Here is a 24,995-nt window from a genome sequence, read left to right on the forward strand (position 1 = left end):
TTACGTCACCACCACGGGCTCGGCGACGGCGTCGAGCGCGGGCGCAAGCGCCGCGGCCACCAGCACGTCCCACACGGCCCGCGTCTCCCAGTGCTCGTTGTGGGCCGCGAGGGGCACGCGCGCCGCCGGGTCCTCGACGTCGTAGACGCAGTACGGGCAGCCGGCGGGCTGGACGCTGGCGTGGAGCCGCGCGATCTCCGCGCGCAGCCGGTCCGGGTCGATGTCGTGGCCGCCCGCGTGGTGGTCGGCGTCGTGCGCCGCCCGCTGGCGGCTCTTGGCGACCGGCGCGTCGTACAAGTCGAGCGCGCTCCCGATCACGTCGCGCGACGAGTGGACGTTGACCCACGGGAAGGCGCGGTACCGGACGTCCTGGATCAGCGGCTGGACCGCGTTCGCCAGCGCCTCGCGGACCGGCGACAGCGACTGGTTCTGGGCCCGGAAGATGTAGGCCGTCTTGTCGAGCGGCGACCCAAAGGTGAGCAGCAGGCGCGTCCGGCCGAGCACGTCGACCGGTTCCTCGGCCGCCTCGTCGAGCGTGAGCGCGCGGTTGAGCGCGTCGTAGGCGACCACCGACCCGAGCGAGTGCCCCACGATGGCGACGCCCGCGTAGGCCGGCTCGCCGTCGGCGTCGCGGCTGTGGTAGACGCCGTGGAGCAGCGTCGTCGTCACCTCGCGGATGGCGCGGCGCAGCTCGGCAAAGCGGTCGAGCGTGTGGGACGACACGTACGCGGCCACGTCACCGAAGTACTGCACGATCACGTTGCGGATGAGGGCCGACACGCCGAACAGGGCGAACCACACGCCGAGCCGGAACCACTGCGCGTCGATGGCGCCGATGCTCCCGGCCGCCAGCGCCTCGGGCAGGCGCTCGACCGTCAACCCGACCACGATCGCTCCGACGACGGCCACCACGGCGGCGGTCAGGGTCACCGACAGGGCCTGCTCGCGCCAGCCGGTGAGCGGCCGGCCGTCGTACGGCTCGCCGCGCTCGCGCGCGGCGCGGTAGCCGGCCTGGAGCCGGCGCCCGTGCCGGCGCGAGAGCACCCCGGCCCCGACCGCGCCGATCGCCAGCAGCCCGGCCCCGATGGCGATCGGCGTCGCCGGCAGCGTCATCGCCGCCTGGCGCCCGACGGCCTTCCAGAGCAGCACCGACAGGGTCAACATGCCGGTGAGCAGGGTCGCGCCGACCCAGCCGACGAGCCCGGCCTCTATCACCGCGAGCAACGCGCGCCGCGCCCGGCTCGGCCGCGCCGCGTCGTAGTTGGCCGTCTTCGCCGCGATCCCAAGCCCCAGGCCGACCACGGTCGTCACCCCGAGGTAGAGCGTCACGATCGTCGTCAACGCCGATGCCAGGGGGCCGCCCGTCTGGGCCCGACCGTTCGCCAGCACGTCGTAGCCGGCTTCGAGGACGACCGCGCCGATGACGCCGTTCAACAGCACCAGCGAGCCGAGCACGAGGGCCGTCGTGAGCAGCCCCAAGAACGTGCCCACCTGGACGCCGTGGATCGCGTTGTGGCCGAACATGAACCGCTCCAGTGGCTGCCCGGCCCCCTTGCGCAAGCCGTTCCACGCGCCCCGGACCAGGAACAGCATCACGTCGCGCAGCGACACGCGGCCTTCGGTGAGCGGCGCCCAGTACGCTTCGTAGAGGTGGACGTCGAGCGGCGTCTCGGCGCCGTCGACCTGCACGCCGAGCTCCAGCCGCTGCGTGCGGATCTCGCCGAGCTGCACCGTCCGCGCACCGACGGAGATGTCTTGGACGGCGCGCCCGCCGAACGTCCACCGGCCGAGCGCCCGCTCGATGCCGCGTGCGGTGAGGTCGAGGGTGGCGAACGGGAGTTGCTGGCCCATCCCGTGCGTCACGAAGACCGCCAGCGGCTTGCGAGCCGGCGGCTCGGGGGGAGGGGGCGGCTCGGCGTCGGGCGCCGGCGGCGGGGCGGCTTCGAAGGTCGGAGCCGGGGCCCCACGGCCGGACGGCGCCTCGGGCGCGGCCGGCGCGGGCGCGGCCCGGTCGATCACGGGCTCGGCCTCGACGTAGGGTGCTGGCCCGCTCTTGGTGGCGAGGGCGGTCGCGGTCTCGACGGACAGCTTCATCAGAGGGCGGAGGCGGGTGGAGAGGGCGGAGGCGGGTGGCCCCCGCATAGACCCGCGAGGCCCCGTCCGCATAACCTCCCGCCGTCGGATTCACACGCCGCCCGGCGCTCGCGGGGCGGTCACGGGTCCCGATACGACACCACGCGCGTCGTCAGCGGAGCCGCCAGCGGGGCCGCCAGTCCCACCGTGCCCGTCGCCTTGGACTGGTACGGCACGTAGTCGAACATCACCTCGGCGCACACCTCCGGCCCGGCGCAGACCTCTACGACGACGTTCTCCGCCACCTTCTGTCCCGTGTTCTCGACCTCGACCGGTACCCCGACGGTCAAGCTGTCCACGGAGGGCTCGCCGAGCCGCACCGACAAGTCGGCGGGGCCGCTGGCGCCAGCCACCAGTTCGTAGACGAAGAAGCCGACCACGAACAGCACGATGAGCGCCCCGACGGCAGTGACGGACCACTCGAGGGCGTTCTTCGCGGGGCTCGCGTCGCCATCGCGCGAGCCCTTCGCCTGGGCATCGTCGGTCGTCGGATCGCCGGGCTCGGTCGTCTCGTCGTCGTCACGGGTGTGTGTGGGCATGGCTAGGGCGTGTGGAGAGTTGCGGGGTCAGGCTCGCACGAGGTCATGATTTCGGCCTCGCGAGGAGGGTGGAGTCTGGCCCGTGGGAGCCGATCTGGGTGGCTGTCCACGCGCCCTTAGAGGAGGAGGCGGCCGATGGCGCCGCCAATAGTGGCGGGCCAGGCGAGGTAGACGGTCATGCTGAGCCCGGCGCCCAAGCCGACGTGGTCGAAGCGGCCCGTCGACCACAGCAGGATGGCGGACAGGACGAGGGCGATGGCGTACGTCACGACGGCGTCGCCCAGCGCCCCGCCCGCGTACACGTCGCCCCGGTGGCCGGAGCCCCGGAAGTCGAGGGCGTGGACGATCGCGAGCGCCAGCGCGAAGGAGAGGACCGTCGTGGCGAGGACCGCCCAGATCGGCGCCTCGATGCCCGTCACCACCACCTCAGCCGTCGGCGCGACGCCCGCGATGATGACTGTCGCGCCGAGCACGGTGTAGGCGATCTGGTGGACGAACCCGCGGAGCCCGCCCTCCGTCCCGGGCTGCCCCTCCCCGGTGTCGTCGGGGTCGGAGCCGAGTTGCGCCGAGCCGATGGCCACGCCGATCGCCGACGTCATGCCCTCCAGCGTCAGCCGCGCCAGGAACACGCCGGGCGACAAGTCGAACGACAGCTGCCCGATGAGCACCAGCACGACGGCGGCGACCAGGAACCCGAGCGCGATCGCCTCGAACGCCTCGGCCATGTTGGGCCACAGCGAGCGGTCGGTGTGGAGCCCGGCGTAGTACGCGTACGCCACCAGCACCGCATACGTGGCCGCGACGGCGAACAGCAAGATGCCGGGCGACGCGATAAAGCCCTGGTACCAGATCTCCATCGTGTACAGCGGCGCGAACGCGAAGATCAGGCCGCCGACCAAGCCGCGCCCGTACTCCTTGAGCGTGTCGGACACGCTGCGGACGTCGCGTGGGGAAGAGTCGGGCATAGGCGCGGCGGGTGGCGAGATGGACGACCGAGCAGCGTCTGCGATCCGCCCTCCACCGGCGATTTGACCCGCCCAGGCCGACCCGGCCAAGAAATTCCGGCCGGCCCCTCCGCCGAGTCAGGGGGCACGAGGGCGACAGGAAGCGGAACGGCGGCGCAGGGGGGGGGTTGGCCCGCCACCTCCCCTTTGCGTGTGCATGTCTGATCCGTCGTCCGACTACGCCATCGGCATCATGACGCTCGACGTCGAGGGCAAGGACTCGGACGGGTTCCGCCGGCTCGTCGACCGCGCCGTCCGCCAGGTCGAGGCGACGCTGACGGGCGACCTCGCGCTGCGGACGGACCTGTTCGCCTTCGAGGGCCCGCACCTCGTTCCCGGCGCCGGCGCGTACGCGCCCCTCGACTTTTTGCAGATCGGGATCGCCGAGAAGCTGGAGCGCCGCCTGCCGTTCCTGCTCATCGTGACCGAGGTCGACCTCACGTCGTCGTCGCTGGCGTACGCGCTGGCGCTTCCGAGCCAACTCACGAACGTCGGCGTCGTCTCGACGAAGCGGCTCGACCCCGGCTTCTGGGGCGACGACCCCGCACCCGACCGCGCCGCGAGCCGGCTGACGTCGCTGCTGCTCCACACGTTCGGCCACCTCCTCAACCTCGCCCACGACCCCGACCGGTCGAACGTGATGTACCCCGTCGAGCAGGTCGAGGACCTCGACGGGATGAACGAGCTCGGCGACGCCCAGCGCGAGCAGATCCGCGTCATGCTCCCGCGCGAGGCGCACGACTCGCGAGCGGCGGGGACCTCGTGGCGCGCCCGCGCCGCGTTCACGCTCAAGACGCTGGCGGTCGACGCCGGGAGCATCGCGCGCGCCGTCGCCCGGGCGAACCCGCTGCGGCTGGCGACGCGGATGCCGACGATGATCGCGGCCGGGCTGTCGGTCATCATCGTGCTGCTGTTCGGGGCCGAGACGTGGGACGTGGCGGCGGCCGTGACGATGCCCCAGGTCTTGCTGTTCTCGGCCGTCTCGTTCGGCGCCGCCGCGTTCGTGTTGTACCGCGCGTTCGCCATCGAGTCGCTGCTGGGCCGCGACCGCCGGCTGGCGGAGTCGACCGTCGTGACGGCGGCGGCGACCGTGCTGTCGCTGGTCGCCACGCTGGGCGTGCTGTTCGTCGCCTTTGCCGGCCTGATGTACATCGGCGTGATCACCGTCTTCCCCGAGCAGCTCATGGAGACGTGGGCGACGGTCGGCGCGGCGACCGACACGCTCGACCACGTCAAGCTCAGCCTGTTCCTGGCCGCGATGGGCGTGCTGGCGGGCTCGCTCGGCGGGCGCTCCGACAGCCGCGACCTCGTCCGCGGCGTGCTGTTTCTGACGGAGGAGTCGTAGCCGCTACGGATTCCCGTACGAGACGACGCGCGTGGTCGGCGGCGCCGCGAGGGGGGCCCGGAAGCCGACGCTCCCCGTCACGGTCGACTTGAAGGGGATGTAGGCGAACGTGACCTCGGAGCAGGCGTCGGGCCCGGCGCACACCTCGATGACGGCGGCCACGGCCACCTTCCCGCCCTGGTTCTCGACCGTCACCGGGATCTCGACGAACGAGCTGTCGGCCTGGAGCTCGCCGAGCGAGACGCGCAGGTCGGCGGCCTGGCCCGTATCGGTGGCCCACTCGTAGATCAGGAACCCGAGGACGAACACGACGAGCGCGCCGCCGAGCGCGGTGATCGTCCACTCCAGCCAGTTTTTGTCCTTGTCGGAGCCCGAACCGCTGCTGTCGCTCGACCCGGAGCCATCGCCCGAGCCGCCGGAGCCGTTGCCCGAGTCCGAGGGGTCGGAGTCTGAACGGCCTGAGGTGTCGGCGCCCGAGTCGTCGGTGGAGGGGGAGTCGCTCATGGGGATCAGAGGATGAGGCGGCCGACGGCGGCGCCGATCGTGGCGGGGAGGGCGAGGTAGACGATCATAAACAAGGACGGGGCGAGCCCCGTGCCGTCGAACCGGCCGACGCCCCACAGCAGGCCGATCGAGACGACGATCCCGATGGCGTACGTCACGGCCGCGTCGCCGAGCGGGCCCCCGGCGTAGATGCACCCGCCCTCCATCCGCTCCGAGCCCTTGAAGTCGAAGTAGCTCATGACGCCGAGCGCGAGCGCGAACGAGAGCATCGCCGTCACGACGACCGCCCACGGCGGCGCCTCCAGCGCGATCACGACGATCTCCATCGTCGTGGCGAACCCGGAGACGATCAGGATGGCGCCGAGCCCGGAGTACGCGAACTCGTGGACGAGCCCCCGCTTGTCCGTGCCGCCGCTGCTGCCACCGCCGTCGTCGGGGTTCTGGCCGAGCTGCGTCGACCCGACCGCCACGCCGATCGACGAGATCAACCCTTCGAGCACGATCCGGTTGACCGTGACCTCGAGCGAGAGCGACGGCGGGAGCTGGCCGAGCAGCTTGAGGACGACGGCGCCCACCACGAACCCCAGGAAAAAGATCTCCAGGGCCTCCAGCACCTCCTCCCCTAGCGAGTCCGTGTCGTGGATCCCCGCATAGTGGGCGTAGGCGACCAAGAGGCCGAACGTGACGAGGGTCGCCACGATCAGCACGCGCGGCTCGGCGATAAAGCTCTGCCACCAGACCTCGCTGGTGTACAGCGGCGCGAGCGCGAAGAGCAGCCCGCCGACCAGGCCGCGGCCATACCCCTTGAGCGTCTGGGAGAGGCTCCGCTGGGCGCCGGTCGAGTCGTCGGACATGGAAGCGAGGGCGGTGGAAGCGTCCCCACGGTACGGCGGCGGCGGGGATCCGCGCCGCCGGCCGGTTGGGGGCCGCCCTGACGGCGACGGGTCGGGCCGCCCCAGGCAGCCGCCGGCGCGTCTCGCACGTGCGTCGGCGGAGCGGCGGTCTCCGCTACTTTCCGAGCACCTGCGCCCCTTGCCGCCGATGGCGATTGCCCGCCCGACTCTGCTCCTGCTCGCCGCGCTGGCGGCCGGCTGTGCCAGCGATCCGCCCGACGGGGTGGAGGTCGACCCCGCCCCGATCGAGGACACCGTGGCCTCCGACACGGCCGCCTCGGACCCCGCCGCCCCGGACTCGGCGCTGTTCGCCCGAGCGTTCGCTTCGGTGTGTCGCGGGACCTCCGGCCAGCCCGCCGCCGCCGCGTACCACGCCGAGCCCGGCGTCCACCCGTTCCTCACCCTGACCTCCGCCGACGGCATCGAGTACCAATCGACCTCCGCCGGCACGTTCCCCGACGGCTGGCGCGTGTCGTGGCCGAATCTCGCCCAGGCCGAGTTGGTGGTGTGCGCGCACCGGATCGTCGCGACGCCCGCCCAGGTGTGCGACGGGTACGACAACGACGCGGGCGCCGAGTGGTCGGTGCAGCTGCACGACACGGTCTACGACTACGCGGTGCGGGTGGCGCAGTCGGGCGAGCTGTTGGGCGCGACGAAGTTCGAGGTCCCCGCCGGGGACTGCCCGATGGTCTCCATCCACCGCGAGCGCGGGCCCCAGCCACAGCCGAGCTACGGGACGCCGAGCGCGGGCGCCATCGAGCTGTTTGTCCGCCCCTTCGTGCGGGGCGACTGAGTCGATCCGGTGACCTCCCCGGCCGCGCCGGTAGGTTGCCGCTGTGACCGCCCTCGCCCCCGTGCTCGCCGTGTGGCTCGCCGCCCTGCTGGCGGCGGGGGCGCCCGACGAGGCCGACCGCATCCGTCGCGGCGACCGCCGCGCCTTCCGGCGCTTTTTCGACGCCACGCATGGCGACCTCCTGCGCGCCCTCGCCCGGCGCGGCCTCGACCCGGCGACGGCCGACGACCTCGCGCAGCAGGCCTACGTCTGGATTTGGGAGCACCGCGACCGGATCGACCCAGCACGCTCGCTCCGGGGCTTGCTCTTCCGCATCGGACTGACGCGCGGGCTCAACGCCGTCCGTGACGCCGCCCGCACGGGCCCGCTTCTCGATGCGGAGTTGCGAGCCGCCGAGCCGGGCGACCCCGCCGCTCTCGCCGACCTCCGCCTCGCCCTCGCCCAGGCCGTCGCCGAGCTGCCCGAGCGCCGCCGCCAGACGTTCACGCTGTGCTTTTTCGACGGCCTCACGCACCGCGAGGCGGCGGACGTGATGGGCGTGAGCCCCAAGACCGTCGAGCACCAGATGGGCCACGCGCTGAAGGCCGTCCGCGAGCGCCTCGGGCGGTTCCTCGGGCCGTGAGCGTGACCATCGGCCCCGCCATCCTGAGCGGAGTCGCGACGCGGCAGAGTCGAAGGGTCTCGGGGGCAGCGGCCTCTCGGGTCAGAGGCGAGAGCGCTGCCCCCGCGCCCTGCTCGGCAGAGATCCTTCGGCTGCGGGCTCCGCCCTCCGCTCAGGAGGGCAAGGGGGGTGGACTGGACGCCGAAAGAAACCGGACCGGCGGATAGGGGGGAGGACTCGTCCGGGGTGTAGGGACGGTACCGGCGCCCGCCGCCGACCCCCGTTCCACTCCCCCCCAAGTCCCATGACCCGCTTCCGCTTCCGCTCGCCCGCCCTCGTGCTCGGCGCGCTCCTCGCCCTCACCGCCTGCGACGCGGTCGGCGACACGGCCGGCCCCGACCTCACCGACGCCGAGGTGGCCGAGGCCACCGAGATCCTGGCCGAGGCCCTCGCCGAAGACGGCGGCGGCCTGACCGCGTCTGTCCGCGACATGACCTCGTCGCTCTCGCCCGACAGCCTGCGCGACGGCCCGCGCGGCGTTCGCGGCCACCGCCGCCACGACCGCCCGCCCTGCCGCGCCGAGGTCGAGCTGACGTACGACCCGGGCAGTGGCACGCACACCGTGGCCTACGCCTGCAGCGCCGAGACCGACTTCGGCTTTGTCCGCTACGCCTCGGAGCTGCTCTACCAGTTCCGCGACGCGACCGGCGGCTTCATCCCCGAGCCCGCCGCCAACTGGCCGACCGTCGACGCCGTCACCTTCGGCGGCACGCGCTCCGGCGTCGTCGAGCGGGTTCGCGGCGACCACAGCCAGACCTCGACGTTCGAGCAGGACGGCACGTGGGCGCTGACGGCGCTTGCCGACGACGCGGCCCCGGCCATGCTCGAAGGCCGCCAGGAGCGGACCGGCACGCGCACCCGGACCGGCCCCGACGGCACGGCCTCGCGGTCGTACCACGTGGTCCTGAGCGGCTCGGGCATCGAGGTCCGCGAGGGCCCGGACGGGCTCGGCCACGCGGCCGTCGGCCAGCTCGTGTACACGCTGACCCTCGAGGTCACGCGCAACGGCGAGGCCGAGACGCGCGTCGTCGAGGGCACCGTCGAGCTCGAGGAGAACGGCCGCGCGCTGCTTCGCCTGATCGGCATCCGCGGCGTGTACCGGGTCTCGCTCGGCGACGGCCTCACCGACCGCGCGAGCGACCGCCCCGGCTCTGTCTGAGCGGCTGCCCCGCTCGGACGATCCCTCCGGACCCCCGGGCCGCCTGCGGGCCCGGGGCGTCCCGTCCGTATCGTGCCCCCGTGACCGACCGGCTCCCCGACGATGACCCCGACGGCCGCCTCGCCCGGCGGCTGGACGCGGGCGAACCGCCCGACGGCACGGACCCGCTCCACGCCGCCCTCGACGCGGCCCGGCCCGACGACGCCGCCGTCGACCCTGCGCGGTCGGCGCGGCTGTGGACCCGCGTCGACGGCGAGATCGGAGACCGTACCGATCGCCCGGCGCTCCGGCTCGTCCGCTCGCGCCCGACGTGGAGCGTGTGGGCCGCCGCCGCGATGGTGCTCGTCGCCGTCGGCCTGTGGTGGACGGCGCAGGGGCCTGAGGTGGTCGCCGTCGCCGGGGCGGAGGTCGTCACGTGGACGGCGCCCGACGGGTCGAGCATCGTGCTCCGGCCGCACACCGAGCTCGCCCGCCTCGGCGCGCGCGCGTACCGGGTCGAGGGCGAGGCGTTCTTCGCTGTCGCGCACGATCCGAGCCGGCCGTTCACCGTCGCCGCGGGCGGCGCCAGCGTGCGCGTGCTCGGCACCCGGTTCGACGTGAGCACGTGGGGCGGGCGGACCGACGTGTTCGTCGAGGAGGGGCGCGTCCGCGTGAGCGGGGCGGGGGAGGCGGTCGACCTCGCGGCGGGCACGGGGGCGACGGCGACCCGCGCGGGCGTGGCCGTCCGCCCGGACGTCCGTGCCGACGCCGCGCTCGACTGGCGCCGCGGGGAGGCCGTGTTCGAGCGCGAGACGGCGCGGCGCGTGGCCGACGAGCTCGGCCAGCACTTCGGGATCGCCGTCGCGCTCCCGACCGCGGTGGCGGGTCAGACGATCTCGGGGGCCCTCGACCTCGGGAGCCCGCCCGACGCCCTCGACGCCCTCGGCCGGATCCTGGGCGGTCGGTTCGTGCCGGACGGCGACGGCGTCCGGTTCGTGGCCCGATGAGACGCGCGCTCGCGGCGGCCGTCGTCGTGCTGCTCGCGGCGGGCGGGCAGGCCCAGACGCTCGCCTACGACGGCGCCCCGCTGCGCGAGGTCATCGCGGACGTCGAGCGGCGCACGGACTGGCGGTTCTTGTACGCGGATGCGCTCGTCGCCGGCCCCCACGTCTCGGTCCGGACGACGGCCGAGGCCTTCCCCGACGCGCTCGCCCGGGCGCTCGACGGGCAGGGCGTCGGGGTCGAGGCCGACGCCGGGCGCCGACGGATCCTGCTCGTGCCCGCGCCGCGGGCGGTCCGCCCGCCCGCACCTCCGTCTGCCCGCCAGCGCCCAGAACGCGTCGTTCGGGGCCGCGTGGTCGACGCCGAGACCGGGCGGCCGCTCCCGTTCTCGACCGTCAGCTGGGCCGGCGGTCGGCGCGGGGTCGTCGCGGATGAGGGTGGGGCGTTCGTGCTCACCCTGCGCGACAGGGAGGCGATGGACGCCACGCCGCTCACGGCGTCGTACGTCGGCTATCGGCCCCAGTCGGCGGCCCCGCGCGGGCCGTCGGTCGCGTTCCGGTTGCGGGGCGAGGCCGCGCGTGCCGCGCCCGTCGTGGTCGACGCGCTCGCGCTCCGCACGCTCGACCCCGCGTGGGCTGAGCGCGTCCAGCCCGGCCGCTACGACGCGCTCGCGGAGGGCAGCGGCGTCCGCGCGCTCGACGTGCTGCCGGCCGTCGCGCCGTCGGCGCTGTTTAGCGAGGGCCCGGTCGTGCGGGGGAGCCCGAGCGACGCCTTCGAGGTCCGGCTCGACGGCGTCCCGATCTACAACCCGCGTCACCTGTTTGGCTTGGTCGATGCGTTCAACGGCGACGCCTTGCGCGTCGCGGCGTTGCACGTCGGCGTGGCGCCCGCGCGCGTCGAGGTCGCCCCGGGCGGGGCCGTCGACTACGTGACGGCGACGGGCTCGCCCCGGGTGGCCGAGGGGCGGGGCGGCGTGTCGAGCGTGGCCGCGCGGGGGGCCGTATCGGCGCCGATCCGGCCGGGCCGGACGACGCTCCTCATCGGCGCCCGCCACTCGCTCTTGGGCCTGACGCCGGGCTCGGGAGCGCTCGTCGAGCAGGGGCTCGGCGCCGCTCCGAACACGGGCCCACTCCCCGACGGGACGGCGTCGATCAGCGATCGCGTGATCGACGTGACGGCGACGGAGGCCCGGTTCTGGGACCTCCACGGCGCACTCGACGACGAGCGTCCGGGCGGCGGGAGCACCACGCTCACGGCGTACGCCGGCGGCGACGACACCCGCCTCGACGCGTTGCGCACCGTCGCCCGAACGGCTGGCGACGGCCTCCGTCAGCAGCCCGTCGCGACGGGCAACCGCTGGGGCAGCGGGGCCGCCAGCCTCGCCGACCGCCGCCCGCTGGGGGACCGGGCCGTGCTCGCCTCGACGATGGGCGGGAGCCTTTATCACGCACAGTTCGGCCAAGACGACTTCTCGTTCTTCGCCGCCGCCCCGCTCGGCCGCGTCGACACGTTGGGATACGTGAACGACTTCCGCGAGGGCGTCGTCGCCCAACGCGTGGACGCCGTGCTAGCGGGCGGCGTGGCCTCGGGTGGGTACCGGCTCCACCTCTACGGCCAGCGCTACGAAGAGACCGCCGCCCAGCGGCCCGCGTTCGTCGCCGATCGGACGGCCCGGCGGCTGGACCTCCACGCGGGCTGGGGCGGGCACCTCCTGCCCGCGCTCGACATCGACGCAGGCCTTCGGGCGCACCTCACCTCGGTCGGCGGTGCGAGGCTGAGCCCCCGCTTGCGCGCGCGCTGGACGGCCGCGCCGGGCGTGGCGGTCGTGGCCGGAGCGGGGAGGAGCGTGCAAGTTGCCCACCGGCTGACGCTCGGTGACGTGGCGGGCGCGGCGGCCTGGGTCCTGTCGACGTCCGGCGAGACCATCACCGAGGGGGACCTGGCGGAGCTGACGGTCGAGGCCCGGGCCGGGGGCGTGACAGCTTCGCTCACGGCGTACGCCAAGGCCACGCGCGGGCTCTGGCTCCACGTCGAGGGCGCCGACGCTCGCCGAATCACCGACGCGACGGTCCTCACGCGCCCCTGGCTCACCGGTGTCGACGGCGACGCCCGGGGCCTGGAGGCGCTCGTCGCCGCGCCGCTCGGGCCGTGGAGCCTGGGCGCCAGCGCGGCACTTGCTCGCGCCGACCTCCAGCACCCCGCGCTCGCCGACGGCGCCGCCTTCGCGGCGACGTGGGACCGCCGCGCTCGGGCCACGCTCCTGGCCGACGGCCCGCTCGGCGGCGGCGTCCGGCTCGCCGCCTCGTGGACCGTCGCGTCGGGCGTCCCGAACCCGCTGGCGGGGGCCGTGGGTGAGGCCGACCGGCTCGCCCCGCTCTCGCGTCTCGACCTCCGGCTCGTCGCCCAGCGCGCCGTCGGGCCCGCCGTGCTGACATTCGCGCTCGCCGTCCGCAACGCGACCGACGCCGACAACGTGATCTCGCGCGAGCCGACGCAGGTGGTGAAGCGGCCGGTCGCCGACCGCCTGGGCGTCGTCCCGCTCGACATCTACGACGCGGGCGTGCTGCCGACCGTCGACCTCGCCGTCCACTGGTAGCCCTGCCTGTGGACGGGGGAGACGGGGTCAGCCCCTCGACGCGTCGCCGGGGGAGGGGGCGCCGGTCGGGTCCGCGGCCGTCCGCTGGACGGGCGCCGTTCCGTCGGGGAAGAACGCGAGCGCGGCCGAGTTCATGCAGTAGCGGCGGCCCGTCGGGGGCGGGCCGTCGGGGAAGACGTGGCCGAGGTGCCCGTCGCACCGCGCGCACCGCGTCTCGACCCGGACCATCCCGAGCGACCGGTCCTCGATGTCGGTGATGTGGGCGGGGGCGACGGGCTGGAAAAAGCTGGGCCAGCCCGTCCCGGACTCGAACTTGGCCCCGCTCTCGAAGAGCGGCAGCCCGCACAGGTTGCAGGCGTACGTGCCGACCTCCTTGGTGTGGAGGAGGAGCCCGCAGCCGGGCCGCTCCGTCCCGTGGTCGAGCAAGATGCGGCGCTCCTCGGCAGTGAGGCCAGCGGCCTCGGCGGCGCGCTCGCGGGCCTCGCCGCGGAGCGGGGTGAGGTCGTAGGGGGTCGGGGTCTGCATGGGTTCGAGGGGAAGGGGGGCGTCGAACCGACGAGCCCCGATGGCGATCCGGGCGACGCCGCCATCGGGGCCTCGATCCGGGCGATCGGGCCGTGGGGCATGAAATCGCTCTGTCCCCTCGCGGCGGGGGCAGGTGTTTGAGACCGCCTCCCTACCTTCAAGGCACGGATCGGACGGCGCCGCCCCGCGCGCCGATGAAGAGCGACGGAGGCCCTCGCTGGTGGCGCCTGTCCGCGTTTCGCGAGACAGACCCCTGAACCCATGCGCCCTTTTCTCTCCGTTGCCTTGCTGCTGGCGGTGGGTGCCAGCGCGCAGGACGGCGCCCCCCTGGCGCCCCTCCTCGACGGCCTCGGCAGCCACTCGCGCCCGGCCGACACCGACGACCCGATCGTGCAGCGATACGCCGACCAAGGGCTCGTCCTCGCCTTCGCGTTCAACCACGCCGAGGCCATCCGGGCCTTCCGCGAGGCCCAGCGGCTCGACCCCGCCTGCGCCATGTGTGCGTGGGGCGAGGCGCTGGCGCTGGGCCCGCACGTGAACGCGCCGATGGACGCCGAGAGCGTGGCCCCGGCCTGGGCCGCCCTCCAGCGCGCCCGCGGCGGGGCCCCCGCGCTCGGCCCCGTCGACCGGGCACTCGTCGAGGCCCTCTCGGCCCGTTACGCAGCCGTCCCGCCCGCCGACCGGGCGCCGCTCGACCGCGCCTACGCCGACGCCATGCGGGCGGTCGCGGCCCGCTTCCCCGACGACGCCGACGTGCAGGCTCTCTTCGCCGAGGCGCTGATGGACACGATGCCTTGGGATTACTGGCACCCCGATGGGTCGCCGAAGCCGGAGACCGAGGAGGTGCTCGCGGCGCTCACCCGCGCGCTGGCCGCCAACCCCGACCACCCGCTCGCGCTGCATCTGTGGATCCACGCCGTCGAGAAGCAGCGCCCGGAACTAGGCGTTGGGGCTGCGGAGCGCCTCGGGCCACTGGTCCCGAACGCGGGGCATCTCGTCCACATGCCGGGCCACATCTGGATCCGCGTCGGCCGCTACCACGACGCGGTGGTGGCCAACCAGCGCGCCGTCGAGGCCGACGACGCGTACTTGGCGCAGTGCCACGCGCAGGGCCTCTACCCGCTGGGCTACGTCCCGCACAACCACCACTTCCTGTGGGTGGCGGCCGCGCTGAGCGGCGAGCGCGCGGCGGCGCTGGCGTCGGCCGACCACATGGGCCGCCACGCCGCGATGATGGGGGAGCCGGGCCTCGAGTTCCTGCAGCACTTCGCCATGAGCCCGCTCTACGCCCGGGCCTTCTTCCAGGACTGGGACGGCGTGCTTGAGGCCCCCGCCCCGCCGGACTCGCTGGTCTATCCGCGAGGCGTATGGCACTTTTCGCGCGGCCTCGCCTACGCCCGCACGGGACGCGTGGCGGAGGCCCAGCGGGAGCTCGACGCGCTCCGCCCACTCGCGGCCGACACCTCGCTGGGGGCGCAGTTCGGCGGCCTCAACACGCTAGGGGCCATCCTCGCGATCGCGGACCCGTACCTGAGCGGGGAGGTCGCCGCCGCCCGCGGAGACGGTGCCGGGGCCGTCCGGCACCTTGAAGAGGCGATCCGGCGAGAGGACGCGCTGACCTATGACGAGCCGCCGCCGTGGGCGCTGCCCTCGCGGTGGGCCCTCGGCCGCGTGCTGCTCGACGCCGGGCGCCCGGCCGAGGCCGAGGCCGTCTATCGCGCCGACCTCGCCATCTACCCGGAGAACGGCCGCGGTCTAGAGGGCCTCCAGCGAGCGCTCCGGGCTCAGGGCCGCACCGCCGACGCCGACGCGCTCGGGCCGCGCATCACGGCGGCCTGGCGGCACGCCGACGCGGAGGTGCGCCCCGGAGGGTAGGGCGGCCCCGCGTTGGCAGAGTGCCCGAGGCGGGCTACGCCGCCATCTGCGCCTCGATCTGGGCGATCGAGTCGCGGAGCTCGGCGGCCTTCTCGAACTCGAGGTTCTCAGCCGCCGCGTCCATCTCGCGCGTGAGCTGGGCGATGAGGTCGGTCTTCTGGTCGTCGGTGAGGTACTTGACGACCGGGTCGGCTACCTTCGGCAGCTGCTCCGGGCCCGCGTAGTACGTCACGGCCTGCTTGGCGCGGCGCTCGTCCTGATCGGCCTTGTGGTCGGCAATCGCCGTGCCCTGGCGGACCTCGTCGATCGACTTGGTGACCGTCGTCGGCGTGATGCCGTGCTCCTCGTTGTAGGCCCGCTGGATGACGCGGCGGCGCTCGGTCTCGTCCATCATGCGCGCCATCGAGTCGGTCACCTTGTCGGCGTAGAGCACCACGAGCGCGTCCGCGTTTCGGGCCGCGCGGCCGGCGGTCTGGATGAGGGACCGCTCCGAGCGCAAAAAGCCCTCCTTGTCGGCGTCGAGAATGGCCACCAGGTTGACCTCGGGCAGGTCGAGCCCCTCGCGCAACAAGTTGATCCCGACCAGCACGTCGAACTCGCCGAGCCGTAGGTCGCGCAAGATGTCGACGCGCTCGAGCGCGTCGATGTCGGAGTGGAGGTACCTCACGCGGACGCCGAAGCTGTCGAGGTAGTCGGTCAGGTCCTCGGCCATCCGCTTGGTCAGCGTCGTGACGAGCACTCGGCCACCGGCCGTGACGCGGTCGCGGATCTCGCCGAGCAGGTCGTCGATCTGGCCCTCGACCGGACGCACCTCGACGTCGGGGTCGATGATGCCGGTCGGGCGGATGATCTGCTCGACCACGACGCCGTCGGAGGCCTCGAGCTCGTAGTCGGCGGGCGTGGCCGAGACGAAGGTGACGGCGTGGTGGAATTGCTCGAACTCCTCGAAGGTCAGCGGCCGGTTGTCCATCGCCGACGGGAGCCGGAAGCCGTGCTCGACCAAGTTCAGCTTGCGGGCGCGGTCGCCGTTGTACATGCCCCGGATCTGGGGCACGCTCACGTGGCTCTCGTCGATGACGATCTGCCAGTCGTCGCCGTGGTTTTTCTGGAAGTAGTCGAGCAGGCAGTACGGCCGCGTGCCGGGCTCGCGGCCGTCCATGTGGCGGGAGTAGTTCTCGATGCCCGAGCAGTAGCCGATCTCCTTGATCATCTCCAAGTCGAACAGCGTCCGCTGCTCGATCCGCTGGGCGGCGATGTCGTTGCCCTCGTTGCGCAGGATCGCCAGCCGCCAGCGGAGCTCCTCCTGGATCCCCGCAATCGCCCGGTCGACCTGGTCCTTGGGCGTCACGAAGTGCTTGGCCGGGTAGATCGTCAGCGTCTCCGACTCCAGCGCCATCTCGTCGCCGGTGACGGGGTTGATGCGGGCGATGCGCTCGACCTCGTTGCCCCAGAAGACGACGCGGTAGGCCTGGTCCTCGAGGTACGCCGGGAAGATCTCGACGACGTCGCCGCGGACGCGGAAGGTGCCGGGCGTGAAGTCGACGTCGTTGCGGTTGTAGAAGACGTGGACCAGCTCCAGAAGCAACTCGTCGCGGTCGCGCTCCTGGCCGGGCGTGATCTGGACGAGCCGCTTTTTGTACTCGTCGGGGTTGCCGAGCCCGTAGATGCACGAGACCGACGCGACGATCACCACGTCCTTGCGGCCGGACACGAGGGCGGATGTGGCGCGCAGGCGGAGCCGGTCGATCTCCTCGTTGATCGCCATGTCCTTCTCGATGTACGTGTCCGACGAGACGATGTAGGCCTCGGGCTGGTAGTAGTCGTAGTACGAGATAAAGAACTCGACGGCGTTCTCAGGGAAGAACTGCCGGAACTCGGCGTAGAGCTGGGCCGCCAGCGTCTTGTTGTGCGAGATGACGAGCGTCGGCTTGCCGACGTTGCGCATCACGTTCGCCATCGTGTACGTCTTGCCGGTGCCCGTCGCGCCCAACAGCGTCTGGTAGGGGTCGCCTCGGAACAGGCCCTCGGTCAGCTCCGCGATCGCGCGCGGTTGGTCGCCCATCGGCGTGAAGGCTGTCGAGAGCTTGAAGGGCGAGTCGATGCGTTGGATCTGGGCCATGTCTCGGGGGAGGGCAGCCGGGGAACGTCGGCACGGCGGGTGACGACGGTGTGTCGTACGGTCCAACCCGACGGGGTGCGCAGCGGTTCGCGGCGGCCCTGGGGCGCCGGCCTCAGGGAAGCGGCCCGGCCGCCGTCAGCGTGGCGAGCCCGGTAAACGCGGCGACCTGGAGCGGTGGGCTCGAGGCCAACGGAGAGGGGGTGGCGCAGGCGGTCACCGAGACCAACATCGCGCCGCCCCCGGAGCTGCCGGGGCCGAACCTAGCGGGCCGCGAGCGGGCCGCGCGTCGTGACGCCCGGGTCCACGTTCGTGGGGGCACCGGCCAGGATGCCTGCGAACCAGTCGTCGAATGCCACGCCCGCCGAGGAGCCCGTGTACCGACTCGGGACGAGCAGAATCGTGTGGGCATCGCCCTCGACGAAGTAGGTCCCCCAGCGGGCGTCGAGCTGGCTACGGACGTCGCGCAGGCCGGCGGCGTATTCGTCGTCCGTGATCGGGTCGCCCGGTGCCTGGCCGAACCCGAAGAAGGCCTGGATGGTGTTGTCGCCGAGGGAGCTCGCGAGCCCGAACGTGGCGTCCGGGTACGTCGTCGCGTAGTAGTTGTAGACGCCTGGGAGCGCGTCCGGCGCGAAGAGCGAGGCGCCACCGGGGATCGCCGCCGACAGGTTGTAGAGGCCGGTCACCTGCGCCGCGAGTTGCGGACTGAAGACGTTGTCCGCGAAGAAGAGCGGGCCCGAGTCGTCGACCAGGAAGAGGTCCGACTGGGTGAACGTGGAGGCGACCTCGTCGAAGTTGATCAGCGCCCCGAAGCCGCCGGCGCTGGCACCGGTCAGGACCACCTTGCCGGGCGTCGGCAGGCCGTCCGCCAGCAGGTTGACGGCGCGCTCCACGTTCTGGTGGCCCACGAACTGCTGCGGCCCGAGGGTGGTACCGAACTGGGCGTCGACGAGCGTGTTGTTAGGAAAGCTGCCGCCGTGGAGGTCGCCCGTGCAGTACGGCACGTAAACCATGTTGTAGGCGCCGACGGGATTGTCGGAGGTGGTGTTGAACAGGCCGCCGTTGCCGACCAGCCCGATCAAGCTGGTGAACTGGGCCTCTCCGAACGTCGAGGGATTGGTGGTGCAGGTCGCGCCGTTGAAGCACGCCCCGCCGCCTTCGAGGTAGATCACCAGGTCGTCGGCGCCCTCTTGGAGCCGGACCCCGATGCCGGTCGCGGAGCCGTCGCGGCAGACGCTGCCTTCGACGTCGATGAACGTCCACTGGCCGAGGTTGGCCTGGGCCTCCGCGAGCGGGCCGTCAATCTCGGACTCGCCAGAGTCGCAGGCGGGGAGGGCGAACAGGGTGGCGACCAGGGCGGCGGCGGTCAACAGTCGGGCGGTCATCGGCGAGAGAGAAAGGGAGCGGCCGAACCTAGTCATTCACTGAACGGTGTTAAGGGGGAATCGCCCCGCATCGCGGCCGCCCTCTCGTGACGTACTGGCTCTGGTCCATCTCACCCGACGTGTTTCCCTCGGCGATCCGAGCGGGGACGTTCGCGCTCCGTCGGCAGGGCCGGGCCCGGCTGGCGGAGGTCCGTCCCGGCGACCGGATCGTGGCGTACCTCTCGGGCCTCCAGGCGTTCGCCGGGGTCTTCGAGGCTGTCGGCGCTCCCTTCGAGGACGCGACGGCGCTGGCGCCGGGCCGCCACCTGCCCCATCGGTTGCGCGTCCGTCCGCTGGCGGTGCTCCCGGCTGAGGGGTTCGTTCAGAAGGCCGCGGTGGTCGAGCACTTGGTAGCGCTCGACGCGTACGATGAGCCGACCCCGGGAGCACGGTTCCGGCGTGTTGTTCAGCAGGTGCTCCACCCACTGCCACCCATCGACGGGAAGGTGCTGGAGTTCATGGTGCAGGCCCGCTTGGGCGCCGACCCCGAGGCGTTGCTGGCGGCGGTGGAGGCCGTCCGCGACGCCCGCGACGCCTCCCGGTCCCGTCCCCAGTTGGCAGCCGTGCACCCGGCCCCTGTCGTCGCCGAGGACCAGGTCGGCTACGTGCCAGCATCAGATTTCGACCGTGCGGAGGCGATGGAGCGGCTGATCGAGGCCATCGGCGCGCGCGGCTTCCGGTTCGCCCCGTTCGAGGTCGCGGCCTATGTGACGGCGCTCCGGACCAAACCGTTCGTGCTGCTGGCAGGCGTTACGGGCGTCGGCAAGAGCCGCCTGCCCGTGCTCGTCGCGGAGGCCACGCAGGGCGCGGCCACCGTCCTGCCGGTCCGGCCCGACTGGACGAGCCCGGCGGAGACGATGGGCTACACCGACCTCCGAGGAGGCTTTCGGCCGGGCCACGTGCTCCGCGCCGCGCGCGCCGCCGCCGAGGCTCCGGATCGGTTCCACATCCTCGTGCTCGACGAGATGAACCTGGGGCGGCCGGAGCACTACCTCGCCGACGTACTGAGCCGGATCGAGGCGCGTGCTCCGGCCCCGGGCGGCTTCGAGAGTCTTCCGATCCTTAGCGAGACGCTCGGCCCCTCCGACGCCGCCTGGCAGGCCGTCCGGCTGCCGCCCTCGCTGGGGCTGGTCGGGACGGTCAATGTGGACGAGAGCGCACACGCGTTCAGCCGCAAGGTGCTCGACCGGGCGTTCGTCCTCGAGCTGGCGGCTCGCGACTTGGCGGACTGGCAGGCAGCGACGGGCGATCCATTCGTGGACCCGTGGCCCTCGTCGGCGTGGTCTCCGCGAGCGGTCCGGCTCGGAGAGTTGTCCGACCTATCGCGGGGCGATCGGCAGATTGTCGAGCGAGCCGTCGGGGCCGTCGCTGAGGCGGCTGTGCTCTTGGCGCCGTCGGCGGGCGTCGGGTACCGAGCGCGCGATGAGGTCGCCCTGTTCTCGCTCCACGCTGCCGAGGCTCCGGGCGCTTTCCGCGACGCGGCCGGGCCAGTCGACCCGCTCGATCTCGCACTGCTCACCAAGCTGGTTCCCCGTCTCGACGGCGCCCGTGCGGCGGATCGGTCCGCCGTGTTCGAGCTGCTGGCGTGGGCCGCCGGCCCGTCCGGCAGCGCTGGCGACCCCCAGGCCCTCGTGGATGACTGGATCTCGGATGGCCGCCCTCCAGCGCTCGTCGACGGCCGCTTTCCCCGAACGGCCGCGCGTCTCGCCCGCATCGCGGAGGGCGCGCTCGACGACGGCGTGGCGTCGTTCTGGAGCTAGACCGCCATCAGGGCTACGCCGAGCAGGGTCTGTCGGGCGGACTTAGGCTCCGTCGCGTGGTGCGTAGTCCCGGCTGAGGTCGCCGAATGTCTCTCGCATCGTCTCCCGAACCTGACCCATCGTCTTCACGAACTCGGCCGCTGAGTCGCCAGCGGCGGGGTCGACAGGGAGCGAGAGGTCCATCACCAAGTCCTGCCCGTCACCCTGCGCAGTGGCGCCGAGTCGCAGCAGCCACGCCGTCATCCGGTCGTTCTCCCGGCCGACGACGCCGCGAAGGGTGCGGATGCCGACGGCCGGCGCGGCGACCGCGAGCACGGCCAGCAGAAGCTGTCCCACACCGAGGCCCTGTGCCGTGTCGAGCACGGTCAGCGAGAACTCGGCCACGTCGGCGTCGGGGGCGAGGCGGACAAACCGGCCCACGCCAAAGCCGGGCAACTCCGGGTGCGTCAGGTCGAGCGCACCCCAGGCCACGTGGTCGTGCCCGTCGACCTCGGTGAGGTAGGCCAACTGCGACTCGCTGAGCGACGACACCGACCCGAGAAACCGGAGACGCCGCGAGTCCGGGGACAGCTGGTCGAAGCCGTCCGCGAGCCGGTGGCGGTCGGCCGCGACCACCGGGCGAAGCGCCACGGGGCGGCCGTCGTGCAGCGTCATCCGAAGAACGGGCGGGTCGGGCACGAGAGGCGTCGGTGGGGGCGGTAGCATACGGTGTGCAGACGCTGTTCACCGTCGAGACGCCCGACGTCCGCCTCACGTGGAGCGGGCCAGCGGGGGCATGCGCAGGAGCGGAGCCGCTCCGCGTCGAGGCCGGGGCGGACCGGCTGGTGGCGGCACCCGCGGCGGCGGTGTGGCTGACCGAAGAGACGACGTACCCGGTGCTTGTGCAGAGCGCGCGGGGCGTGCCCGTTTCGCTGGCGCACCGAGACCCAGTCGTTACCGGGGGGCTGGTCTCTTTGGACGGCGGGCGCGTGCTCCATGGCCGTGTTCGATTCGGCTCGCAAGCGGGTCGTGCACGGTTCGAAGTACGTGTCGGGAGCAATGTGGAGGTTGCGTTCTCGGTGTCTGTGCTCCCGTCGAAATTGGGAGAGGGTGAGGTGGCTCAAATGCGGGCCGAGGTCGAGGCCGTCGCGGCCGGTTTGTCGGTCGCGGCGGTCCGCCCGGCGACGCGCCGCGTCGATGCGGGGCCGGCTTCTCCATCGGTGCCGGTGTGGCTGGCTGCCCTCCGGCAGTCTGTGGGCGACCTCTCCCGTGCGGTGCGTGCCATCGATCGACGACCAGCGTTGGATCTGACCGAAATCGTCGAATCCGTTCGGACCGGGCAGATCGTGCGGCCGTTGGCCGAGACGCGAGCGGCGGTGCGCCAGCTTGGGATTGAGTCGGAGACGCTGCCCGCTGGCGTCCCCCAGCTCACCACCGACACGCCCTCCCACCGTTGGCTGGCGGCGCGGATCGCAGGTGTGGCGAGAGGCCTGCGTGCTCTCGATCAAGCCGAGGCACTCCGTCGGCCAAGCGCCCGCCGGGATGTGCTCCGGGCAGAGGTTGGTGGCCTCGCGCAGCAGGTCGGGGTCCTGGCGAGAGTTCCGGTTCTGGCATCGTCGGGAGCACGGGTGCCAAGGGTGCCTCCGCTGATGCTCCGTCGTCGTCCGGCCTACGCCGCCGCCTTCGACGCGCTCCGGCATCTCGACCTCGGGCTGGCGCTTCGAGAGGGCGCCCTCGATGTCGCGATGCAGGATCTCGCCGTGCTCTACGAGACGTGGTCTGCGCTGGCCGTCGTGCGGTCGGTCGCGAGTGTGCTCGGCGTGGACCCACCTGCCCGCCCGTTCGGGATCGACGTTCGCGGGGCGGATGTACGGTTGCGTCGTGGCCGGGCGCACGCGGTGTGGCTGGAGGGCGACGGGGTCGCCGTGGAGATCGTCAACACGCCGCGCTTCCCGGCACCGCCCGCGCTGCTGGCGCAGCGGCCCGACCTGCTGCTCACCGTCCGCCGGGATGGCGAGGTCCGCCGGGTCGTGCTCGACGCGAAGTACCGCCGCGACGACTCCCCCGGATACCGCCGCCGTCACGGCGCGTCGGGGCCGCCCGAAGACGCGCTCGGCACGCTCCACCGCTACCGCGACGCCATTCTCGGTGACATCACGCTCGCGGCTGCGCTTTTCCCAGGCACGCCGGACGATGCGTTCTTCCGCTCGCGCCTGTGGACGAGCCTCGACACGCTCGGCGTCGGGGCCGTCCCGCTGCGGCCGGGCACGACGGACGCGCTCGACCGGCTCGTCACCGGAATCGTCGGGTGACCTCGCGCGCCGCGATCGCCGCCATCGGGACCACGTCGGTCGAGAGCACGTCGGCCCCAGTTGCCAGAATCGGGGCGTAGGGGGCCGGAGAGGCCGTCGCGCGCGCGGCGGCGTCGATGGCGCCGAACGCGCCGACTTGCGCCCGGATGCCCGTCGCGTGGAGCCGCTGGATCACGACGGGGTCGGGGATACCGACGCCCGTCCACGCGATGACGCGAGTGGGGTCGATGGGCGCCGCCAGCAGGGCGTCCACGTCGGAGGTCGTCTCGGCCGTCGCGGAGACGACGAGGTCGGGGGCGAGCGCGAACAGGCGCTGATGGTCGGCCAGCGAGTACGTGATGACGGCGACCCGGTCGGCGGCGTCGTGCCGGCGGATGGCGGCCACCAGCTCGTCGTAGGGCACGTCGGGCTTCACGTCGAGCAGGAGCACGGCCCGGCCGTCGGCCCACGCGAGCGCCTCGGCGAGCGTGGGGACGCGGAACGAGGTGACGACCGAGTCGGCGACCAAGCGGAGTGTGCGGACCTGGGCGAACGTCGTCGCGTCGACGCGGCCGGTGCCGGTCGTCGTCCGGTCGAGCGTCTCGTCGTGCATCAGCACCAAGACGCCGTCGGCCGTGCGCCGAACGTCGGTTTCGATGAGCGCGGGCGCGTGGTTGAGCGCGTACTCGAACGTCTCGACCGAATTCTCAGGCAGGCCGTGGACGGGCGCGCCTCGGTGGGCGCTCACCCAGACCGGCGCGCCCGGGCGCCACCGCAGGCCCGCCGCGAGGTCGGTCGCCGAGTCGTAGTCGCGGTAGTGGACCGACGAGACGGGGACGGCGACGCGGTCGGCCGGGCGCTCGTCAAGAGTGAGCGGGCGTGGGCCGCCGCAGGCCGCCAAGGCGACCGTGAGCAAGAAGACGAGACGGGTCATTCGGACGCGGCGGCGACGCCGTACTTGAGGCGGGCAAGGACGCCAGCGAACCCGCGCTGGCGCTGAGGCCCCAGGAGCGGGGCGATGCCCAAACGGGTGAGCAGGTCGGCCGGGATGGCGGCCACCTCGTCGGGGCGGGCCCCGTTGTAGGCGTCCATCAAGATGGCCACGAGCGCGCGCTGGGTGGGCGCGTGGCCGGGGATGTCGGCCCAGATGTGGACACGGCCGTCCTCGACCTCGGGGAAGAAGTAGACCTCGGCCTGGCACTCGTGGACGCGCCCGAGCCCGGCGTCGCGAGCGGCTTGATAACGTTGGGGGAGCGGAGGAAACTGGTGGGCGTGCTCAAGGAGCAGCTCCACTTGCATGTCTCGCGGGACGGCCGACAGCTCATCGGCAATCTGTTGGAGGCGGGCGTTCATCGGGGATCTGGGGGAGAAGGCAGAGGGCTGGCGTCCGCAGTGGGCCGGGGAGGGTCCCGGATCTCGACCGGTACTAGTCCTCGTCGGGCATGCCCTTCTCGATCGGCACGCCGACCAGGTTGCCCCACTCGGTCCACGAGCCGTCGTAGTTGCGGACATCCTTGAAGCCCAGCAGGTAGCGGAGCACGAACCACGTGTGGCTGGACCGCTCGCCGATCCGGCAGTACGCGATCGTCTCGTCGCGCGGGTCGAGGCCCTGCTCCTCGAGGTAGATGGCCGCCAACTCGTCGCGGCTCTTGAAGGTGCCGTCGTCATTCGCGGCGCGGCTCCAGGGCACGTTCGCGGCGCCCGGGATGTGGCCCGCGCGCAGGGCCGCCTCGGCGCCGGGGTCGTGGGGCGCGTGCGAGATCTCGCCGATGAACTCCTGCGGCGACCGCACGTCGACCATCGGGCCGCCCTTCTTGAGGTGCGCCAGGACGTCGTCGCGGAAGGCGCGGACGGAGGGGTCCGGGTCGGCGCCTTCGTAGTCGGTGCTTTCGTAGGTCGGGACGGTCGTCGTCATCGTCCGCCCCTCGGCCTCCCACTTGGCGCGGCCGCCGTCCATCACCCGGCAGTCGGCGTGGCCATACATGGTGAAGGTCCAGAAGGCGTAGGTGGCCCACCAGTTCGACTTGTCGCCGTAGAAGACGAGCGTCGTGTCGGGCCGGATGCCGAGCCGCGAGCACAGGGCCTCGAACTGGCGCTGGCTGATGTAGTCGCGGACGTCGGGGTCCTGGAGGTCCGTCTGCCAGTCGACGTGGACGGCGTTGTGGAGGTGGCCCGTGGCGTAGAGCAGCACGTCCTCGTTCGATTCGATGACGCGGACGCGGTCGGTGTCCGCGAGGTGCTTGGCGACCCAGTCGGTGGAGACGAGGACCTCGGGGTGGGCGAAATCGGGCATGGGAGGCCGGAGTGGCGGAAGGGGAGAGGCGAGAGGTACGCGCGCGGATGCGGGGCGGTCCGGGCTATTGTGCCGCGCGGGCTCTTCATATGGTCTCCCAACGGCAGGGCTTGCCCCGGCGTGG

General features: G+C 72.8%; 21 protein-coding genes. 9 read left to right on the forward strand and 12 right to left on the reverse strand.

Annotated elements, in window-relative coordinates; translation table 11 throughout:
* The 3 genes from ACLII4_RS04330 to ACLII4_RS04340 all read right to left on the reverse strand — a co-directional run bounded on the left by ACLII4_RS04330 (position 1) and on the right by ACLII4_RS04340 (position 3,637).
* The gene (locus ACLII4_RS04330; RefSeq protein WP_412069666.1) at positions 1 to 2,094 is read right to left on the reverse strand and encodes a hypothetical protein; all 2,094 of its coding nucleotides are present in this window, start codon (positions 2,092 to 2,094) and stop codon (positions 1 to 3) included.
* Between the two features lie 119 nt (positions 2,095 to 2,213).
* On the reverse strand, positions 2,214 to 2,672 hold the full coding sequence (locus ACLII4_RS04335) for a hypothetical protein (RefSeq protein WP_412069667.1): 459 nt from the start codon (positions 2,670 to 2,672) through the stop codon (positions 2,214 to 2,216).
* Between the two features lie 116 nt (positions 2,673 to 2,788).
* The gene (locus ACLII4_RS04340) at positions 2,789 to 3,637 is read right to left on the reverse strand and encodes a DUF2391 family protein (protein ID WP_412069668.1); all 849 of its coding nucleotides are present in this window, start codon (positions 3,635 to 3,637) and stop codon (positions 2,789 to 2,791) included.
* 196 nt (positions 3,638 to 3,833) lie between these two features.
* On the opposite strand from ACLII4_RS04340, the gene ACLII4_RS04345 reads away from it, so the two are divergent.
* Entirely contained in the window at positions 3,834 to 5,021 is a 1,188-nt protein-coding gene (locus ACLII4_RS04345; RefSeq protein ID WP_412069669.1) for a hypothetical protein, read from the forward strand.
* 3 nt (positions 5,022 to 5,024) lie between these two features.
* Here ACLII4_RS04345 and ACLII4_RS04350 read toward each other — a convergent pair whose 3' ends face one another.
* Positions 5,025 to 5,525 (reverse strand): hypothetical protein, encoded by a 501-nt coding sequence (locus ACLII4_RS04350; RefSeq protein ID WP_412069670.1) that lies wholly within the window; start codon positions 5,523 to 5,525, stop codon positions 5,025 to 5,027.
* 5 nt (positions 5,526 to 5,530) lie between these two features.
* Positions 5,531 to 6,379, reverse strand: coding sequence for a DUF2391 family protein (locus ACLII4_RS04355; RefSeq protein WP_412069671.1), 849 nt, complete (start codon positions 6,377 to 6,379; stop codon positions 5,531 to 5,533).
* 187 nt (positions 6,380 to 6,566) lie between these two features.
* Here ACLII4_RS04355 and ACLII4_RS04360 point away from each other — a divergent pair, with 187 nt between their 5' ends.
* The 5 genes from ACLII4_RS04360 to ACLII4_RS04380 all read left to right on the forward strand — a co-directional run bounded on the left by ACLII4_RS04360 (position 6,567) and on the right by ACLII4_RS04380 (position 12,608).
* Complete coding sequence (locus tag ACLII4_RS04360) at positions 6,567 to 7,211, forward strand: hypothetical protein (protein WP_412069672.1); 645 nt, start codon at positions 6,567 to 6,569, stop codon at positions 7,209 to 7,211.
* A gap of 43 nt (positions 7,212 to 7,254) precedes the next feature.
* Positions 7,255 to 7,833, forward strand: coding sequence for an RNA polymerase sigma factor (locus ACLII4_RS04365; RefSeq protein ID WP_412069673.1), 579 nt, complete (start codon positions 7,255 to 7,257; stop codon positions 7,831 to 7,833).
* Positions 7,834 to 8,116: 283 nt separating this feature from the next.
* The gene (locus ACLII4_RS04370; RefSeq protein ID WP_412069674.1) at positions 8,117 to 9,031 is read left to right on the forward strand and encodes a hypothetical protein; all 915 of its coding nucleotides are present in this window, start codon (positions 8,117 to 8,119) and stop codon (positions 9,029 to 9,031) included.
* A gap of 80 nt (positions 9,032 to 9,111) precedes the next feature.
* Complete coding sequence (locus ACLII4_RS04375) at positions 9,112 to 10,017, forward strand: FecR family protein (RefSeq protein ID WP_412069675.1); 906 nt, start codon at positions 9,112 to 9,114, stop codon at positions 10,015 to 10,017.
* Complete coding sequence (locus tag ACLII4_RS04380) at positions 10,014 to 12,608, forward strand: carboxypeptidase-like regulatory domain-containing protein (protein WP_412069676.1); 2,595 nt, start codon at positions 10,014 to 10,016, stop codon at positions 12,606 to 12,608. The genes ACLII4_RS04375 and ACLII4_RS04380 overlap by 4 nt, the downstream gene beginning before the upstream one ends.
* A gap of 27 nt (positions 12,609 to 12,635) precedes the next feature.
* Here the strand turns inward: ACLII4_RS04380 and msrB are convergent, their stop codons facing one another.
* Complete coding sequence (msrB, locus tag ACLII4_RS04385; protein WP_412069677.1) at positions 12,636 to 13,133, reverse strand: peptide-methionine (R)-S-oxide reductase MsrB; 498 nt, start codon at positions 13,131 to 13,133, stop codon at positions 12,636 to 12,638.
* Between the two features lie 261 nt (positions 13,134 to 13,394).
* On the opposite strand from msrB, the gene ACLII4_RS04390 reads away from it, so the two are divergent.
* Complete coding sequence (locus tag ACLII4_RS04390) at positions 13,395 to 15,008, forward strand: hypothetical protein (RefSeq protein ID WP_412069678.1); 1,614 nt, start codon at positions 13,395 to 13,397, stop codon at positions 15,006 to 15,008.
* Between the two features lie 34 nt (positions 15,009 to 15,042).
* On the opposite strand, the gene uvrB is transcribed toward ACLII4_RS04390, so the two are convergent.
* Together uvrB and ACLII4_RS04400 are read right to left on the reverse strand one after the other, a co-directional pair.
* Positions 15,043 to 17,127, reverse strand: coding sequence for an excinuclease ABC subunit UvrB (uvrB, locus tag ACLII4_RS04395; protein WP_412069679.1), 2,085 nt, complete (start codon positions 17,125 to 17,127; stop codon positions 15,043 to 15,045).
* Between the two features lie 260 nt (positions 17,128 to 17,387).
* Complete coding sequence (locus ACLII4_RS04400; protein WP_412069680.1) at positions 17,388 to 18,509, reverse strand: pectin acetylesterase-family hydrolase; 1,122 nt, start codon at positions 18,507 to 18,509, stop codon at positions 17,388 to 17,390.
* A gap of 86 nt (positions 18,510 to 18,595) precedes the next feature.
* Between ACLII4_RS04400 and ACLII4_RS04405 the strand changes: the two genes are divergently transcribed.
* Positions 18,596 to 20,308 (forward strand): McrB family protein, encoded by a 1,713-nt coding sequence (locus tag ACLII4_RS04405; RefSeq protein ID WP_412069681.1) that lies wholly within the window; start codon positions 18,596 to 18,598, stop codon positions 20,306 to 20,308.
* Positions 20,309 to 20,350: 42 nt separating this feature from the next.
* Here ACLII4_RS04405 and ACLII4_RS04410 read toward each other — a convergent pair whose 3' ends face one another.
* Complete coding sequence (locus tag ACLII4_RS04410) at positions 20,351 to 20,986, reverse strand: N-acetyltransferase (RefSeq protein WP_412069682.1); 636 nt, start codon at positions 20,984 to 20,986, stop codon at positions 20,351 to 20,353.
* 290 nt (positions 20,987 to 21,276) lie between these two features.
* Here ACLII4_RS04410 and ACLII4_RS04415 point away from each other — a divergent pair, with 290 nt between their 5' ends.
* Complete coding sequence (locus ACLII4_RS04415; RefSeq protein WP_412070553.1) at positions 21,277 to 22,599, forward strand: DUF2357 domain-containing protein; 1,323 nt, start codon at positions 21,277 to 21,279, stop codon at positions 22,597 to 22,599.
* On the opposite strand, the gene ACLII4_RS04420 is transcribed toward ACLII4_RS04415, so the two are convergent.
* The 3 genes from ACLII4_RS04420 to ACLII4_RS04430 form a co-directional block, all read right to left on the reverse strand.
* The gene (locus ACLII4_RS04420; protein ID WP_412069683.1) at positions 22,580 to 23,512 is read right to left on the reverse strand and encodes a glycerophosphodiester phosphodiesterase family protein; all 933 of its coding nucleotides are present in this window, start codon (positions 23,510 to 23,512) and stop codon (positions 22,580 to 22,582) included. The genes ACLII4_RS04415 and ACLII4_RS04420 overlap by 20 nt on opposite strands.
* Positions 23,509 to 23,931: a SufE family protein gene (locus ACLII4_RS04425; RefSeq protein WP_412069684.1), complete on the reverse strand. Its 423-nt coding sequence runs from the start codon at positions 23,929 to 23,931 to the stop codon at positions 23,509 to 23,511. The genes ACLII4_RS04420 and ACLII4_RS04425 overlap by 4 nt, the downstream gene beginning before the upstream one ends.
* Before the next feature lie 73 nt (positions 23,932 to 24,004).
* On the reverse strand, positions 24,005 to 24,871 hold the full coding sequence (locus tag ACLII4_RS04430; RefSeq protein WP_412069685.1) for a sulfurtransferase: 867 nt from the start codon (positions 24,869 to 24,871) through the stop codon (positions 24,005 to 24,007).
* Positions 24,872 to 24,995: the final 124 nt, after the last annotated feature.

It is taken from the genome of Rubrivirga aquatilis, from assembly GCF_046845665.1.
GTDB lineage: Bacteria > Bacteroidota > Rhodothermia > Rhodothermales > Rubricoccaceae > Rubrivirga.

What these genes read in the sequence shown, in the direction of transcription:
- ACLII4_RS04330 (WP_412069666.1), bottom strand. Translation starts at nt 2,094, where the DNA reads ATGAAGCTGTCCGTCGAGACCGCGACCGCCCTCGCCACCAAGAGCGGG.
- ACLII4_RS04335 (WP_412069667.1), bottom strand. Translation starts at nt 2,672, where the DNA reads ATGCCCACACACACCCGTGACGACGACGAGACGACCGAGCCCGGCGAT.
- ACLII4_RS04340 (WP_412069668.1), bottom strand. Translation starts at nt 3,637, where the DNA reads ATGCCCGACTCTTCCCCACGCGACGTCCGCAGCGTGTCCGACACGCTC.
- ACLII4_RS04345 (WP_412069669.1), top strand. Translation starts at nt 3,834, where the DNA reads ATGTCTGATCCGTCGTCCGACTACGCCATCGGCATCATGACGCTCGAC.
- ACLII4_RS04350 (WP_412069670.1), bottom strand. Translation starts at nt 5,525, where the DNA reads ATGAGCGACTCCCCCTCCACCGACGACTCGGGCGCCGACACCTCAGGC.
- ACLII4_RS04355 (WP_412069671.1), bottom strand. Translation starts at nt 6,379, where the DNA reads ATGTCCGACGACTCGACCGGCGCCCAGCGGAGCCTCTCCCAGACGCTC.
- ACLII4_RS04360 (WP_412069672.1), top strand. Translation starts at nt 6,567, where the DNA reads ATGGCGATTGCCCGCCCGACTCTGCTCCTGCTCGCCGCGCTGGCGGCC.
- ACLII4_RS04370 (WP_412069674.1), top strand. Translation starts at nt 8,117, where the DNA reads ATGACCCGCTTCCGCTTCCGCTCGCCCGCCCTCGTGCTCGGCGCGCTC.
- ACLII4_RS04380 (WP_412069676.1), top strand. Translation starts at nt 10,014, where the DNA reads ATGAGACGCGCGCTCGCGGCGGCCGTCGTCGTGCTGCTCGCGGCGGGC.
- msrB (WP_412069677.1), bottom strand. Translation starts at nt 13,133, where the DNA reads ATGCAGACCCCGACCCCCTACGACCTCACCCCGCTCCGCGGCGAGGCC.
- ACLII4_RS04390 (WP_412069678.1), top strand. Translation starts at nt 13,395, where the DNA reads ATGCGCCCTTTTCTCTCCGTTGCCTTGCTGCTGGCGGTGGGTGCCAGC.
- uvrB (WP_412069679.1), bottom strand. Translation starts at nt 17,127, where the DNA reads ATGGCCCAGATCCAACGCATCGACTCGCCCTTCAAGCTCTCGACAGCC.
- ACLII4_RS04400 (WP_412069680.1), bottom strand. Translation starts at nt 18,509, where the DNA reads ATGACCGCCCGACTGTTGACCGCCGCCGCCCTGGTCGCCACCCTGTTC.
- ACLII4_RS04420 (WP_412069683.1), bottom strand. Translation starts at nt 23,512, where the DNA reads ATGACCCGTCTCGTCTTCTTGCTCACGGTCGCCTTGGCGGCCTGCGGC.
- ACLII4_RS04425 (WP_412069684.1), bottom strand. Translation starts at nt 23,931, where the DNA reads ATGAACGCCCGCCTCCAACAGATTGCCGATGAGCTGTCGGCCGTCCCG.
- ACLII4_RS04430 (WP_412069685.1), bottom strand. Translation starts at nt 24,871, where the DNA reads ATGCCCGATTTCGCCCACCCCGAGGTCCTCGTCTCCACCGACTGGGTC.